Source organism: Pseudomonas sp. GW101-3H06 (assembly GCF_059424605.1).
This window is the reverse complement of record NZ_JBWKZO010000001.1, coordinates 4,865,532-4,879,409: the sequence shown is the minus strand read 5'-3', so window position 1 is coordinate 4,879,409 and position 13,878 is coordinate 4,865,532. Positions and strand designations below refer to the sequence as shown.

At 60.0% G+C, this 13,878-nt stretch carries 14 protein-coding genes; 8 read left to right on the top strand and 6 right to left on the bottom strand.

The window, feature by feature from the left end:
* The first annotated feature begins 27 nt into the window (after positions 1–27).
* Positions 28–441 (top strand): alternative ribosome rescue aminoacyl-tRNA hydrolase ArfB, encoded by a 414-nt coding sequence (gene arfB / locus AC07ZE_RS22320; protein WP_207266660.1) that lies wholly within the window; start codon positions 28–30, stop codon positions 439–441.
* Here the strand turns inward: arfB and AC07ZE_RS22315 are convergent.
* The 6 genes from AC07ZE_RS22315 to phhA all read right to left on the bottom strand — a co-directional run bounded on the left by AC07ZE_RS22315 (position 438) and on the right by phhA (position 4,864).
* A complete protein-coding gene (locus tag AC07ZE_RS22315; RefSeq protein WP_207266659.1) occupies positions 438–1,637 on the bottom strand; it encodes an MFS transporter in 1,200 nt (399 codons plus the stop codon). The two genes, arfB and AC07ZE_RS22315, sit on opposite strands and share 4 nt — an antisense overlap.
* A gap of 103 nt (positions 1,638–1,740) precedes the next feature.
* Positions 1,741–1,923 (bottom strand): hypothetical protein, encoded by a 183-nt coding sequence (locus AC07ZE_RS22310; protein WP_207266658.1) that lies wholly within the window; start codon positions 1,921–1,923, stop codon positions 1,741–1,743.
* A gap of 74 nt (positions 1,924–1,997) precedes the next feature.
* A complete protein-coding gene (locus AC07ZE_RS22305) occupies positions 1,998–2,129 on the bottom strand; it encodes a hypothetical protein (protein ID WP_256590294.1) in 132 nt (43 codons plus the stop codon).
* A gap of 275 nt (positions 2,130–2,404) precedes the next feature.
* A complete protein-coding gene (locus AC07ZE_RS22300; RefSeq protein WP_207266657.1) occupies positions 2,405–3,598 on the bottom strand; it encodes an amino acid aminotransferase in 1,194 nt (397 codons plus the stop codon).
* On the bottom strand, positions 3,598–3,954 hold the full coding sequence (locus AC07ZE_RS22295) for a 4a-hydroxytetrahydrobiopterin dehydratase (RefSeq protein ID WP_007975310.1): 357 nt from the start codon (positions 3,952–3,954) through the stop codon (positions 3,598–3,600). Before AC07ZE_RS22295 ends, AC07ZE_RS22300 begins: the two co-directional genes overlap by 1 nt.
* 118 nt (positions 3,955–4,072) lie before the next feature.
* Positions 4,073–4,864 carry a phenylalanine 4-monooxygenase gene (phhA, locus tag AC07ZE_RS22290; protein WP_095195739.1) on the bottom strand — a complete coding sequence of 264 codons (792 nt, stop codon included), beginning with the start codon at positions 4,862–4,864 and terminating at the stop codon, positions 4,073–4,075.
* A gap of 370 nt (positions 4,865–5,234) precedes the next feature.
* Between phhA and AC07ZE_RS22285 the strand changes: the two genes are divergently transcribed.
* From AC07ZE_RS22285 to flgK, 7 genes are all read left to right on the top strand, one after another.
* Positions 5,235–6,794: a sigma-54-dependent transcriptional regulator gene (locus AC07ZE_RS22285; protein WP_095195738.1), complete on the top strand. Its 1,560-nt coding sequence runs from the start codon at positions 5,235–5,237 to the stop codon at positions 6,792–6,794.
* Between the two features lie 310 nt (positions 6,795–7,104).
* A complete protein-coding gene (locus AC07ZE_RS22280; protein ID WP_175389155.1) occupies positions 7,105–7,845 on the top strand; it encodes a flagellar basal body rod protein FlgF in 741 nt (246 codons plus the stop codon).
* A gap of 45 nt (positions 7,846–7,890) precedes the next feature.
* Complete coding sequence (gene flgG, locus AC07ZE_RS22275) at positions 7,891–8,676, top strand: flagellar basal-body rod protein FlgG (RefSeq protein ID WP_008055493.1); 786 nt, start codon at positions 7,891–7,893, stop codon at positions 8,674–8,676.
* 52 nt (positions 8,677–8,728) lie between these two features.
* Positions 8,729–9,424 carry a flagellar basal body L-ring protein FlgH gene (flgH, locus tag AC07ZE_RS22270; protein ID WP_095195736.1) on the top strand — a complete coding sequence of 232 codons (696 nt, stop codon included), beginning with the start codon at positions 8,729–8,731 and terminating at the stop codon, positions 9,422–9,424.
* A 6-nt stretch (positions 9,425–9,430) separates the two neighbouring features.
* Positions 9,431–10,540, top strand: coding sequence for a flagellar basal body P-ring protein FlgI (locus AC07ZE_RS22265; RefSeq protein WP_207266656.1), 1,110 nt, complete (start codon positions 9,431–9,433; stop codon positions 10,538–10,540).
* An 11-nt stretch (positions 10,541–10,551) separates the two neighbouring features.
* Entirely contained in the window at positions 10,552–11,844 is a 1,293-nt protein-coding gene (gene flgJ / locus AC07ZE_RS22260) for a flagellar assembly peptidoglycan hydrolase FlgJ (RefSeq protein WP_207266655.1), read from the top strand.
* Between the two features lie 23 nt (positions 11,845–11,867).
* Positions 11,868–13,877 (top strand): flagellar hook-associated protein FlgK, encoded by a 2,010-nt coding sequence (gene flgK, locus AC07ZE_RS22255; RefSeq protein ID WP_207266654.1) that lies wholly within the window; start codon positions 11,868–11,870, stop codon positions 13,875–13,877.
* Position 13,878 lies beyond the last annotated feature (1 nt).

Here is a 13,878-nt window from a genome sequence, read left to right as displayed (position 1 = left end):
CATATAGACCTGAGGCAGTGATTTTCCATGCTGGTGATTTCCAACAACGTGCAGATACCGGATGCCGAGATCGAGTTGACCGCCATTCGCGCCCAGGGCGCCGGTGGGCAGAACGTCAACAAGGTCTCCAGCGCCGTGCACTTACGCTTTGACATACCGGCCTCGTCCTTGCCCGAGTTCTACAAGGAGCGGCTGTTGGCGCTGCGCGACAGTCGCATCACCAGCGAAGGCGTGTTGATCATCAAGGCCCAGCAATACCGCACCCAGGAACAGAACCGTGCCGATGCGCTGGAGCGTTTGACCGAGCTGATTCTGAGCGCCACCAAGATCGAGAAGAAACGCCGCCCGACCAAACCAACCCTTGGTTCGAAGACCCGCAGGCTTGAATCCAAAAGCAAGCGCGGCAACATCAAGGCCGGGCGCGGCAAGGTGGATTTTTAGCGGGTTTCCCGCGTCTGGCGACGTTTCGGTGCCTGCCGGTACAGGTAAATGCAGAGCATCAAACTGCTGATGGCGGCCAGTGCGGCGAACAGGAAGATCGACGCAAAACCGAATCCCGCCGCCACCGCGCCGGCTAATGGCCCGGTGATCCCCAGTGACAAATCAATGAACAGTGAATAAGCGCCGACCGCCGCGCCTCGACTGGAGGCAGGTACCAGGTTCACCGCCTCAACGCCCAGCGCCGGAAACACCAACGAGAAACCGAAACCGCTCAGCGCGGCACCCGCCAGTGCCCAATGAGCATCCGGTGCCAGCCACAGCAGTAACAGGCCCAGGGTTTCTACCGAGAGGCAGGCAATCGCCACGCGAAAGCCACCCAGGCGATTGATCAGGTTACCGAACAACAGCCGCGCACCGATAAAACTGGCGCCGAACAGGCTCAGGCACAACACCGCGTTATCCCAGTGTTGGGTGGCGTAATACAGGGTGATAAATGTAGCGATGGTGCCGAAACCGATCGAGCCCAACGCCAGGCCGCAGCCGTGGGGCAGCACCCGCCCGAGTACGTGCATGAACGGCAGGCGTTCACCGACCACGATTGGTGCGGCGGTTTTCGGCCAGGCCAGTACCAGGCCAAAAGCCGCCAGCAACACAATACTCACACCCATGCTCCACAACCCCAACTGACTGACCAGCCACACACCCAGCGGTGCACCGACCGCCAGCGCGCCGTAACTGGCGATGCCGTTCCAGGAGATGACTTTGGCGGTGTTCGCTGCGCCGACCCGGCCGATGCCCCAGCCAATGGAGCCGGAACCCACCAGGCTTTCCGCGCTGCCGAGCACCAGGCGACCGATGAACAGGCTGATCAGGCTCAGCATCGGCAGGCTTTGGGTCCAGGCCGAAATCAGCATGAACACACCGCTCAAGCCGCAACCGGCCAGGCCATACATCACCGCCAGTTTACTGCCCTTGTTGTCGATGATTTTCCCTGCGTAGGGACGGCTGAGCAGGGTGGCCAGGTATTGCACGCTGATCACCAGTCCCGCAATCACTGCGCCGAAGCCCAAATCGCTGTGGACGTACCCGGGCAGTACCGCCAGGGGAATGCCGATATTCAGGTAGCCGATAAAGGTGAACAGGACGATGGAAACAACTTGCAGCGTGACCGCCAGGGGGCGCTGGTTTTCAGACATGGGCAAAGGTCCACGGAGAAGCAGGATTAGATAGGCTGCTTATGATAACGGTGCTAGCGTTCGTGGGTTGTGAAAAAGTAAAACTATTTGCCGGGCAGGGCCGTCAGGGCTTGGCAGGCGCCACCAATTGCGTGGTGACCAAAGCGGCCAATGCATTTTCCTCGCTGCCGAAACGGGCGAGCAAAGCGGCTTGTTTCTCGGGGGAGAGGCGATTCCAGATCTCGATCATTTTCTCGGCGGTGCCGATCAGAATGCTGGCCTGCTCTTCGCTGAAATCATCTGTCATGGGGGGAGGGCTCGTTTCAGGCAGTGTGGAAAGCGCATGTTAGCGCTTTCCACACGGTCTGTACGGCGGGTGTTTCAGTCTTCGCTGTCAGCCTGGCGGCTGCCAGTGGCTTCTTTCGGCTCGGGCTGTTGGGCACCGGCTTGTTGCGTGGTCGTCTGCTCAGGTTCGTGCAGGCTTGGGAAGGGGAGATTAGGAATCTCGTGCATAGTCGCGCTCCTCGCTAAGTCTGTTGATAGATCTGGTAGATCCGCGCTTTTGAAAAAGCCTGCGCAGGATACAGCACGAGAAATGACAAACAGACTTTTATATCCATTTGTTTCGACGAGTGGGGTTGTCTAGACAGGTAAGGGGTAGTGGCACAAAAACAACTGTGGGAGCGAGCCTGCTCGCGAAGGAGGCGTGACAGTCGAGGTGTATGTTGACTGACACACCGCTTTCGCGAGCAGGCTGGCTCCCACAGGGGGCTACAGAGTTCTGGAGGTTATTTGCAGACCTTGGCGATGGCTTCGGCCAGCAGATCCAGGCGCGTCGCATCAATCCCCGCCACGTTCGCCCGACCTGTACCGACCATGTAAACGCTGTGATGATCGCGCAGCTGTTTGACCTGGTCAGGCGTCAACCCGGTATAGGAAAACATCCCGCGCTGCACACCAATGTGCGCAAAACGCTCACGCAAACCATGCGGTTCCAGTGCTTCCACCAGACCGCTGCGCAGTTGGGCAATCCGCAAGCGCATGGCTTCCACTTCGTCGGCCCAGAGTTGTTTCAATTCCGGATCGCCGAGGATAGTCGCAACCACGGCGGCACCATGGTCCGGCGGTGTCGACCACAGGTTGCGGGCGATGTTGGCCAGTTGGCTGCGAATGTCCACCAGCTTGTCCGCGGTTTTTGCGCAGACAATCAGTGCTCCGGTGCGGTCGCGGTACAGGCCGAAATTCTTCGAGCAGGAACTGGTAATCAGCACTTCCGGCAACTCGGCGGCGAACAGCCGGGTCGACCAGGCGTCCTGTTCCAGGCCATCGCCAAAGCCCTGGTAGGCGAAGTCGATCAGCGGCAGCAGTTCACGCCGACGCACCACCTCCAGCACCCGACGCCAGTCGTCATGGGACAGATCGAAACCGGTCGGGTTATGGCAGCAGGCGTGCAGCAACACCACATCGCCCTTGGGCGCTTCATTGAGCACGGCGAGCATCGCCTCGACGTCGAGACGGTTGTCGCTGCCCACGTACGGGTAGTGACTGACCTTGACCCCGGCCGTGGCGAAAATGGTTTCGTGGATCGGCCAGGTCGGATTGCTCAGCCACACACCACGGCCCGGCAGGCATTGGGCGATAAAGTCCGCACTCAAGCGCAACGCACCAGTGCCGCCCGGTGTCTGGGTGGCGCCGGCGCGTTTTTCGCTGATCAGCTTTGAGTCGGCACCGAGCACCAACTCATTGATGGCTTTGCCGAACGCCGGCTCACCGTGACCGCCAATGTAGGTCTTGGTGGTCTGACGATCCACCAGTCGTGCCTCGGCCAGTTTCACCGATTGCGGAATTGGCGTCAGGCCTTGGGCGTCCTTGTAGACACCCACGCCAAGGTCGAACTTGCGCGGGTTCGGGTCTTGCGCATAGGCCTCCATCAGGCCGAGGATCGGGTCGCCGGGCACCCGGCCTATGGCGTCGAAATGCATTACTTGCGGCCCTCGGCGTCCTTGGCCACTTCGTCAGTGCGCGCGGCCATGATGAAGTCGTTGCGGTGCAGGCCCTTGATCGAGTGGCTCCACCAGGTCACGGTCACTTTGCCCCACTCGGTCAACAGACCCGGGTGATGACCTTCAGCCTCGGAGATTTCGCCGACCGCGTTGGTGAATGCCAGGGCGTGTTTGAAGTTTTTGAACAGGAAGACTTTTTCCAGCTGCATGATGCTGTCGCGTACTTCGATGTTCCAGTCCGGGATCTGCTTGATCAGGATCGGCAGTTCTTCGTCGCTGACTTGTGGGGCATCGGCGCGGCAGGCTTCGCAGTGGGCTTGGTTCAATGTGGACATGATGGATTCCTGAAATCGAATAAATGGAAATCAGCTGTCATGCAACTGGATTAAGTGCTACCACGCTAAAGCAAAGCGTGGTTTCCAGACAGACTCACTTGATCGTAAAAGCAGCGGTTCAGGCGGCTTTTGGTTTTGGCGGAAATTTCGGCGCGTGCAGACCCATCTGCATGGCTTGCTTGACCATGCCCATGATGTCTTCGTGGGCCAGGTCGAACAGGCGCTTGAGGTTCGGCAAGACGAAATACAGGGGTTGCAGGATGTCGATGCGGTACGGCGTGCGCATGCATTCCAGCGGATCGAACGCTTGATGCTCGGGTTCGTCCGACAGGCAGTACACGGTTTCTTTTGGCGAAGACAGGATGCCGCCGCCGTAGATGCGCTGGCCTTGCGGGGTGTCGAGCAGGCCGAACTCGATGGTCATCCAGTACAGACGCGCCAGGTACACACGTTCTTCCTTGGAAGCCTGTAGGCCAAGTTTGCCGTAAGTGTGGGTAAATTCGGCGAACCAAGGGTTGGTCAGCAGCGGGCAGTGGCCAAAGATCTCATGGAAAATGTCCGGCTCTTGCAGGTAATCCAGTTCTTCGCGGGTGCGAATGAACGTGGCCACTGGAAACTGTTTGCTGGCCAGTAATTCAAAAAAGGTCTGGAAAGGGATCAGCGCGGGAACGCGGGCGACCTGCCAACCGGTGGTTTCACCGAGAACCTTATTGATCTCGCCCAGTTGCGGAATGCGGTCGTGGGGCAGACCGAGTTTTTCGATACCGTCCAGGTATTCCTGGCACGCACGCCCTTCGACCACTTTCAGTTGGCGAGTGATCAGCGTGTTCCACACCGCATGCTCTTCGGCGGTGTAGTCGATAAAACCTTGCGCATCGGGCTCGCGAGCCACGTATTGCGTCTGCTTCATGCTGCTCTCCTGCAAGGGGATTCGTTCTTGTTATGTACTGCTATGGACCTAGAAATACTCCATGAATTGCGGTTTTGCAGCTGGAGAGAGGCGTCACACGCAGGAAATCTCGCTGTTAATCGTAAACTTTTCGTTACGTGTTGGTGGCTCTCGCGCAGGTATTGAGATTGACGGGTAGGAAAAGCCGTTTGACTGTCACATAATCTTGACGACTATCTGCGCGCCGAATCAGAAAAATCGGGCACTAACCTTGTGGGAGCCAGCCTGCTGGCGATAGCGGTGTGACATTCGACATACACAGGGCCTGATGCGACGCCATCGCCAGCAGGCTGGCTCCCACAGGTCAATCATCGTTTATCAGGTCTTTTATATGCGTATCAAAGTCCACTGCCAGAACCGCATCGGCATCCTGCGCGACATTCTCAATCTGTTGGTGGAATACGGCATCAACGTCGCTCGCGGGGAAGTAGGCGGTGAGCACGGCAATGCGATCTACCTGCACTGTCCGAACCTGATCAACATTCAGTTCCAGGCGTTGCGTCCGAAATTCGAGGCGATTGCCGGGGTTTTCGGTGTCAAGCGCGTAGGCCTGATGCCCAGCGAGCGTCGGCACATGGAACTTAATGCGTTGCTGGGCGCGCTGGAGTTTCCGGTGCTGTCGATCGACATGGGTGGTTCCATCGTTGCCGCTAACCGGGCGGCGGCGCAGCTGCTGGGTGTGCGCGTCGATGAAGTGCCGGGGATTCCGTTGTCGCGGTATGCCGAAGACTTTGATTTGCCGGAACTGGTGCGCGCCAATAAATCACGGATCAACGGATTGCGCGTCAAGGTCAAGGGTGACGTGTTTCTCGCCGACATCGCACCGCTGCAATCGGAACATGACGACAGCGAAGCCATGGCCGGTGCCGTGCTGACGCTGCATCGCGCCGACCGGGTTGGGGAACGCATCTACAACGTGCGCAAGCAGGAGTTGCGCGGTTTCGACAGCATCTTTCAGAGCTCGAAAGTGATGGCGGCGGTGGTGCGAGAAGCCAGGCGCATGGCCCCGCTCGACGCGCCACTATTAATAGAAGGGGAAACCGGGACCGGCAAAGAGTTGTTGGCACGTGCCTGCCATTTGGCCAGCCCGCGCGGGCAATCACCGTTGATGGCGCTCAACTGCGCCGGCCTGCCGGAATCCATGGCCGAGACCGAACTGTTCGGCTACGGCCCCGGTGCCTTCGAAGGGGCGCGGGCCGAAGGCAAGCTCGGGCTGCTGGAACTGACGGCGGGAGGTACGCTGTTTCTCGACGGTGTCGGCGAAATGAGTCCTCGGTTACAGGTGAAATTGCTGCGCTTCCTGCAGGACGGCTGCTTCCGGCGTGTCGGCAGCGATGAAGAGGTTTATCTCGATGTGCGGGTGATCTGCGCGACCCAGGTCGATCTGTCCGAGTTGTGCGCCCGCGGTGAGTTTCGTCAGGACCTGTATCACCGCTTGAACGTGTTGTCGCTGCACATCCCGCCACTGCGTGAATGCCTTGACGGTTTGCCGCCGCTGGTTGAGCACTTCCTCGATCAGGCCAGCCGACAGATCGGTTGCCCCTTACCCAAACTGGCCCCGGCGGCCATGGATCGGCTTACTCATTACCATTGGCCGGGCAATGTCCGGCAGTTGGAAAACGTGCTGTTCCAGGCGGTTTCCCTGTGCGACGGCGGGACGGTCAAGGCTGAGCACATTCGATTGCCGGACTATGGCGTGCGTCAGCCTTTGGGTGATTTTTCCCTGGAGGGCGGGCTGGACGAGATTGTCGGGCGCTTTGAGAAAGCGGTGCTGGAACGGTTGTATTCCGAACATCCGAGCAGTCGGCAATTGGGTAAGCGGCTGGGGGTTTCTCATACCACCATTGCCAACAAGTTGCGCGAGTATGAGGTCGGTAAGACCGAGTCATAACCGATAGTTGATTCACCTGTGATGGCCTCTTCGCGAGCAGGCTCGCTCCCACATTTGAATCGATAACCCTCTGGGAGCGAGCCCGCTCGCGAAAGCGGAGTTGGCCACTGCCCAAGGCCAAGCCTTGCCACCCACCGGCATGACACCGCCGGTTTTTCGTCTCTGACACATTTCTCCTGATCCCCTGAAACTCCCTCAAGTCCTTTGTTTGCCGGGCCTCGCGCTGCAAAAAACAAGTTGGTCTGCAAATTGCTTATGGCTCATCAGTACAGCAGTGGGCGGCAAACGTCCGGCAGGCAGAGGATAGATTGTGGACAAGTACCTTTATGTGGCAATGACCGGCGCCAGCCAGAATGCACTGGCGCAGAAGGCTCATGCCAACAACCTGGCGAACATCTCTACCAACGGCTTCCAGAAAGACCTGGAGCAGGCGCGCTCGATGCCGGTGTTCGGTGACAGCTTTCCGGCGCGTGCCTTTGCGATGTCCGAACGCCCGGCCACCGACTTCTCTCCGGGCGCTTTGGTGGAAACCGGCCGCGACCTCGATGTCGCCGTGCAAGGCAACGGCTGGCTGGCGGTGCAGAACCCTGACGGCGGTGAAAGCTACGTGCGCACCGGCAGCCTGGTGGTTGACGCCCTGGGTGTGTTGCGCGCCGGCAATGGCATGCCGGTGATCGGCAATGGCGGTCCGATTGCCGTGCCGCCCGAGCAGCAGATCGAAGTGGGCGAGGACGGCACCATCAGCATTCGTGCGATGGGCGAAGGTCCCCGCGTCATGGCGGAAGTCGACCGCATCAAACTGGTCAACCCGGACATCAAGAACATGACCAAGGGCCTGGACGGTTCGATCCACACCAAGGATGGCCAGCCGGCGCAAGCCGATGCCAACGTCAAACTGGTGTCCGGTTTCCTTGAGTCGAGCAACGTCAATGCCGTGGACGAGATGACCTCGGTGCTGGCCTTGTCCAAGCAGTTCGAGCTGCACATCAAGATGATGAACACCGCCAAAGAAGACGACCAGGCCATGGCTCGGGTCTTGCAGATCAGCTAATTATCAGAACGTCGCGCCGTAAAACAGGCGCACGAGGAGAATCGAATGCTTCCGGCTCTATGGGTTGCCAAAACCGGTCTGTCCGCCCAGGACACCAACCTGACCACCATTTCCAACAACCTGGCCAACGTGTCGACCACGGGTTTCAAACGTGACCGCGCCGAGTTCCAGGACCTGCTCTACCAGATCAAGCGTCAGCCAGGCGCCCAGTCGACCCAGGACAGCGAACTGCCGTCGGGTCTGCAACTGGGTACCGGTGTGCGCATCGTCGGCACCCAGAAAAACTTCAACGCCGGCAGCCTGCAAACCACCGAGCAGCCGCTGGACATGGCCATCGACGGTCGCGGTTTCTTCCAGATCCTGCAACCGGACGGCACCACGTCCTACACCCGTGACGGTACGTTCCATCTGGACTCCAACGGCCAGATCGTCAACGCCAGCGGCTTCGCCCTGGAACCGGCAATTGTCATTCCGAACGACGCTCAGACCTTCACCGTGGGTAAAGACGGCACCGTGTCCATCACCGTGGCCGGCAACCCGGCTTCCCAAGTGATCGGCAACCTGCAAACCGCCGACTTCATCAACCCGGCCGGCTTGCAAGCGGTGGGTAACAACCTGTTCCTGGAAACCGCTGCCAGTGGTGCGCCACAAGTCGGCACCCCGGGCCTGGCCGGTTTCGGTACCACGCTGCAGAACACTCTGGAAACGTCCAACGTCAGCACCGTTGAGGAGATGGTCAACATGATCACCACCCAGCGCGCCTACGAGATGAACTCCAAGGTGATCTCCACCGCCGACCAGATGCTCTCGTTCGTAACGCAGAATCTGTAATCAAGTCTATGAGGCGACCATGAGGTCGCCTGCAACACCGTGAGGTAGGGTCATGAAACGCTTCGTCTCTGTTCTGGCACTGAGTGGGATCACCGCGCTCGCAGGCTGCGTGCCTGTGACGCCCAAGCCCAATGACCCTTACTACGCCCCGGTGTTGCCGCGCACGCCGCTGCCGGCTGCGGCGAACAACGGCTCGATCTATCAGGCCGGGTTCGAACAGAATCTCTACACCGACCGCAAGGCGTTCCGGGTCGGTGACATCATCACCATTACCCTGAACGAGAAGACCCAGGCCAGCAAAAACGCCAACTCGCAAATCGACAAGACCAGCAAGACCGGCATCGGCCTGACCTCGCTGTTCGGTAGCAGCGCCACCACCAACAACCCGTTCGGTAGCAACGACCTGAGCCTGAGTGCCAGTTATGAAGGCGATCGCGCGACCAAGGGTGACAGCAAGGCCGGGCAGGGCAACAGCCTGACCGGTTCGATCACCGTGACCGTCGCCGATGTTTTGCCCAACGGCATCATCGCCGTGCGTGGCGAGAAATGGCTGACGCTCAATACCGGCGATGAGCTGGTACGGATTGCCGGGCTGGTTCGCGCCGATGACATCGCCACCGACAACACCGTGTCGTCGACCCGCGTCGCCGATGCACGCATCACCTATTCGGGCACCGGTTCGTTTGCCGATGCGAGTCAGCCAGGCTGGTTCGACCGTTTCTTCCTCAGCCCGCTGTTCCCTTTCTAGGTGGCTATGTTGAATTTCAAACACCTGATCGCGGCTGCGCTGTTGATGTCCATTTCGATAGGCGCTCAAGCCGAGCGCCTGAAGGACATCGCCAGCATTTCCGGCGTGCGTTCCAACCAGTTGATCGGATACGGCCTGGTGGTCGGGCTTAACGGCACCGGCGACCAGACGACCCAGACGCCATTCACCCTGCAGACCTTCAACAACATGCTCTCGCAGTTTGGCATCAAGGTGCCGCCGGGTTCGGGCAACGTGCAGTTGAAGAACGTCGCGGCGGTGTCGATCAGTGCCGATCTGCCGCCGTTCGCCAAGCCGGGTCAGCAGGTCGACATTACCGTTTCGTCCATCGGTAACTCCAAGAGTCTGCGCGGCGGTACGTTGTTGTTGACGCCGCTCAAGGGTATTGATGGCAATGTTTACGCCGTGGCTCAGGGCAACCTGGTGGTCGGCGGTTTCGATGCCGAAGGTCGCGACGGTTCGAAGATCACTGTCAACGTTCCATCGGCCGGTCGCATCCCTGGCGGTGCGTCGGTTGAGCGGGCGGTGCCGAGCGGTTTCAACCAGGGCAACAGCCTGACCCTGAACCTCAACCGTTCCGACTTCACCACGGCCAAGCGCATCGTCGACAAGATCAACGACATGCTCGGCCCGGGCGTGGCCCAAGCCATCGACGGCGGTTCGATTCGCGTCACTGCGCCACTGGATCCGAGCCAGCGTGTCGACTACCTGTCGATCCTCGAAAACCTCGAGATCGATCCGGGCCAGGCGGTGGCGAAAGTCATCATCAACTCCCGTACCGGCACCATCGTGATCGGGCAAAACGTCAAGGTTTCCCCAGCTGCCGTCACCCACGGCAGCCTGACGGTGACCATCACCGAAGACCCGATCGTCAGCCAGCCCGGCCCGTTGTCCAATGGTCAAACGGCGGTCGTGCCGCGCTCGCGGGTCAACGCCGAGCAGGAAGCCAAGCCGATGTTCAAGTTCGGCCCGGGCACCACCCTCGACGAAATCGTGCGTGCGGTGAACCAGGTCGGCGCGGCGCCGGGTGACTTGATGGCCATCCTCGAAGCCTTGAAACAGGCCGGCGCCTTGCAAGCCGATCTGATCGTGATCTGAGGACGTCGACCATGGACATGTACAAGAGCGGTCGTGTGAGCAGCAGCGATTCGGGTGCCTTTTCCGACTTGAACCGCCTCAATCAGCTCAAGGTCGGCGACAAGAACAGCGACGCGAACATGCGCAAGGTCGCGCAGGAATTCGAATCGCTGTTCCTCGGCGAGATGCTCAAGTCCATGCGCTCGGCCACCGAAGCGCTGGGCAAGGACAATCCGATGAACACCGCGGAGGCCAAGCAATACCAGGAAATGTACGACCAGCAGCTGGCCGTTTCCATGTCCCGTGAGGGCGGTGGTATCGGGTTGGCGGACGTGCTGATGCGCCAGATGTCGAAGAACAAACCGCTGGCGCCGGGTGAAGCGGCAACGCTGTCCGCCGCCAAGCAAGCAGCCGCCAAGGCCGCCGCGCAAACGCCGGTGGCCGCCGGTACGGTGGCGATCAACGGGCCGCTGTCGCGGGTCAATGGCGAGCGTCCGTTGTGGGCATCGCGTTCGGTCGGTGCGCCGAGCGGCGAGGGCGCGCATCGCAATGACATGGCATTGATCAATCAGCGTCGCCTGGCTTTGCCGCCGAAACTGGCCGATCGCTTGCTGGCAGGCCTGGTGCCTTCCGCCACGACGACTGCCGCGGCGACCGTCGCGACAGCCAACAAAACTCAATTGCCAGAGCGCGCCACGCCTACCGGTACGGGGCCGCTGTTCAATGGCGACTGGCTGGTGAATGCGCAAAACGCAGCCAACGGCAGCCTGCAGATTCATGGCCGCGCCATTGCCCAGATTCCTTTGGCGCCGGCGAAGAAAGCTTTCAGCTCCGCCGACGCATTCGTCAACACCATGCTGCCGATGGCCAAGGAAGCCGCCGACCGCATCGGCGTCGATCCGCGTTACCTGGTGGCTCAGGCCGCACTGGAAACCGGTTGGGGCAAATCGGTCATGCGCGCCCAGGATGGCAGCAGCAGTCACAACCTGTTCGGCATCAAGACCGGCAGCAGCTGGAAGGGCGATTCGGCGCGGGCGATCACCAGCGAGTTCAGGAATGGCGAGATGGTCAAGGAGACGGCCGAGTTCCGTTCCTACGCCTCTTACAAAGACAGCTTCCACGACCTTGTGACGTTGTTGCAGTCCAACAATCGCTATCAAGATGTCGTGAAGTCGGCCGATAACCCGGAACAGTTTGTACGTGAGCTGCAAAAGGCCGGTTACGCAACCGACCCGAACTACGCAAGCAAGATTTCGCAGATAGCCCGGCAAATGACGAGCTACCAGAACTACGCCGCGGCGGGCGCTTCCACGACGCCTCTATAGACACAAGGTATAAGGTCTGAACCATGAGTTTACTCAACATCGGAATGTCGGGTTTGGCCGCTAGCCACGCATCGTTGGTGACTACCGGTAATAACATTTCCAACGTCGATACCGTCGGGTACTCGCGCCAGCAAACTGTGCAGAACAGCAAAAGTTCTATTCAGTACGGCAATGTGTTCATCGGCACCGGCACCACGCTGGCCGATGTGCGTCGGGTGTACAACAGCTACCTCGATGCACAGTTGCAGACCACGACTTCGCTCAACAGTGATGCGCAGGCCTATCTCGGCCAGGCCACCCAGGTGGACAAGCTGTTGTCCGACAGCGGCACCGGCGTGACCAAGTCATTGCAGGCGTTTTTCACGTCCTTGCAAACCCTGGCCGGCAACTCCAATGACAATGCCGCGCGTCAGGCGTTGCTGACCAATGCCCAGGGCTTGAGCAGTCGCTTCAATGCCATCTCCCAGCAATTGACGCAGCAAAACACCTACATCAACGATCAGTTGGGTTCGATGGCCGACCAGGTCAACAAACTGGCGTCCACCGTTGCCGCGTACAACAAGAAAATCGCCGAAGTCAGCGGTTCGGGCGGCACGCCCAACGAGCTGCTGGACCAGCGCAACGAAACCGTGCGCCAGCTCAACGAGCTGATCGGCACGCAGGTCACCGAAACCGAAGGCCGGCTCGATATCTACCTGGGCAGTGGCCAGCCGCTGGTGGTTGGCGATGTCGTCAATAAATTGCGCGTGGCCCCGGACGCCACCGACCCGACCCGTTCCTCGATCATCATGGACCGTAACGGCTCGTCGGTCGACATCACCAGCGTGATGAGCGGCGGCGAGATGGGCGGCTTGATACGTTATCGCAATGAAGTGCTGACGCCGGCGGTCAATGGCCTGGGGCGCATCGCCATGGTCGTGGCCGATCAGGTCAACAAGCAGTTGGGCCAGGGCCTGGACCAGAACGGCAATTTCGGCGCGGCACTGTTCAATAACATCAACAGCCTGGCAGCCATCAGCCAGCGCAGTATCGCCAGCGCCAACAACAACCCGGCGTCCGGCAACCTGAACGTGACCATCAAGGACACCAGCAAGCTGGCGGCCAGCGATTATCAGGTGACCTTCACCAGTGCCACGGGCTACAGCGTGCGTCGCCTGTCGGATAACACCGACATGGGCAGTTTCACCCTGGGCGCGACGCCGGAGCCGGTCATCGACGGTTTCACTCTGAGCCTGAACGCCGGTCCGGTCGCCGCCGGCGACACGTTCAAAATTACCCCGACCCGCAGTTCTGCCGCGGACATGGCCACGGTCATGACCGATACCAAGACCCTGGCCACGGCGGCGCCGTTGACCTCGACCAAGGCCTCGGGCAATGACGGCACCGGTGCGGTCAGTCAGCCGACCCTCAGCACCCTTCTGGATATCTACGATCCGGTCCAGCGTCTTGAAGTGCAGACGGCAGTCAAGGCTGCGATGCCGGTCCGGATGCTGATGACCAGCGCCACGGCCTATGAAGTATTCGATGCCAAAGGCACCAGCCTGGGCACCGGCAGCATCGTGCCTGGCCAGAACAACGACCTGAATATTGCAGTGCCTTACACCGATGCTGGCGGCAACGCCAAGACCTTCAATGTGGCGATGACTGTCAGCGGCAGCCCGGCGGCGGGCGACAGCTTCAACATCGGCATGACGTCGGCCAGCAGTACCGACAACCGCAACGCTCAGGCACTGCTCGGGCTGCAATCGAAGGCCACGGTCGGCGCCAGTGCCACCAGCCCGGGCGTGAGTTTTACCGACGCGTACGGTGGCCTGGTCACGACCGTGGGTTCCTTGACCAAGCAGGGGCAGCTGGATGCCACGGCCACGGACACCATCATGACCGGTGCACGAAACGCCCGTGACTCGCTGTCGGGTGTCGACCTCGATGAAGAGGCGGGCAACCTGACCAAGTACCAGCAGTACTACACGGCCTCTTCGCAGATCATCAAGACTGCGCAGGAAATTTTCAGCACTCTGATCAATGCCCTTTAAG